General features: G+C 46.1%; 1 protein-coding gene. It reads right to left on the bottom strand.

Annotated elements, in window-relative coordinates; translation table 11 throughout:
• Nucleotides 1-75: 75 nt before the first annotated feature.
• Nucleotides 76-1,218, bottom strand: a complete 1,143-nt coding sequence (gene ampC / locus J5224_RS26905; protein WP_264628218.1) for a class C beta-lactamase — start codon at nucleotides 1,216-1,218, stop codon at nucleotides 76-78.
• Nucleotides 1,219-1,667 lie beyond the last annotated feature (449 nt).

Raw genomic sequence — 1,667 nt, 5'->3', positions numbered from 1 at the left:
ATCCAGATGCGATAAAGCCGCTTAATGGTTTATCGCACCCGGTCCTGTTTGAACGGTTGAACTGGGGTTATGCTGTTATTGCAATGCAGTGAGAATTTGCATCGCCGCTTTGACGCGCATCGGGTTAGGATAATTTTTATTAGCCAACATCACTATCCCAACCTGCTTTTCGGGAATGAAGGCAACATAGGCACCGAAACCGCCAGTTGCACCGGTTTTATGTACCCATGAGGCAGCCACAGGTGGTTGAGGCTGATTATCGATGACCTTTTGCGGACTCAACGCCACGGTGTTATCGCTGCCGGAGATTATCTTATCCGCCTGCCCAGGCCAATCGAGCATTTCCCAGCCCAGCCCTTGATAAAGTGCATCAGTGCGGTAGTAACGCGTCTGTGCGATATGAATGCCTTTTTGCAGCACGCGATCGGTGACCTGGTCGGGATTCATATTGGCTTGCATCCACGCTAACATATCTTTCGATGTCGTTTTTACACCATAAGCCTCTGCATCTAAGGCACCAGGAGAAACTCGTACCGGCTCACCATTTCGGTATCCCCACGCATAATCTTTCATGGCAGAGTCAGGTACTGTTATAAAAGTATGGGTGAGTTTTAACGGGCTAAATACGCGTTGTTGCATTGCTTGCTCATACGTCATCCCTGTATTTTTTGCCGCTAATGCGCCAAACAGCCCAATGCTGGAATTCGCGTATTGCCGCATTTCACCCGGAGCCCATTGTGGTTGCCAGTGCAGATAGAACTGTAGCAACGCAGAAGGCGTTGTCACCTCGTCTGGAACTTGTAATGGCAAACCGCCTGCGGTGTAGGTAGCCAATTGCAACAGCGTAATGTGTTGCCACTGAACGGTATTTAACGCCGGCCAGTACTTCTTGGCGGGATCGTTGAGCGCAATTTCCCCCTTCTCGACCGCCACACCGCCCAGCACGCCATTAAAGGTTTTACTGACCGAACCCAGCTCAAAGAGCGTATTTTCTGTCACCGGGCGAGCAGGTTTTACCTCCGCCAGACCATAATTAAAGAAGTAAGGCTTGCCGTGAATCAGCACTGCTACGGCCATACCAGGAATGTTTTGTGATTTGAGTAAAGGTTCAATGGCTTCATTTACCGTTTTTTTTACATCCAGTGTGGCCGATGCAATACTGGAAAAGGAAACGCACAGAGAGGCCGAAATCAGAATAGACGGAAACACATTTTTCATAATAAATCTCATGATAATAGTGAGCGCATTAGCACTTCTCATGGCCAGCATCATCACTGGCTATGTTGATTATAGCGCTTATTTTTTTAACAAAATCGAAACAGTGTTAATCCTGAGCGTGTTTCGCACGCTGTTTATGCCCACCTTATCCTCCAGTCTACCGCCCCGCTTCCCTTCACTGCCCCCGCTAATCCCTATCGAACGACGTTTCTACTGAAAGAAATGTTCGGTTTTTTTAGTTTTTGCATAATCAACCAAATAAATGAGGTTTTATCGAAAACACGTCTCATTATTTTTTCATTAAGTTGATGGTAAATAAGCCTTCATTTTGTTGCAAGTAACAATGACCATTACCCTGCATTCTCATTGCTCAGCGGTTTATTTTATCGACACCGCTTATATTATATTCTTGGCAAGGTAATAAAGATGGTTTTTTAGTTTATCTCATT

The sequence above is a fragment of the Candidatus Symbiopectobacterium sp. NZEC135 genome, assembly GCF_025962695.1.
Note: the sequence above shows the minus strand (reverse complement) of the source record. Positions and strands in the feature narration are given on the sequence as shown.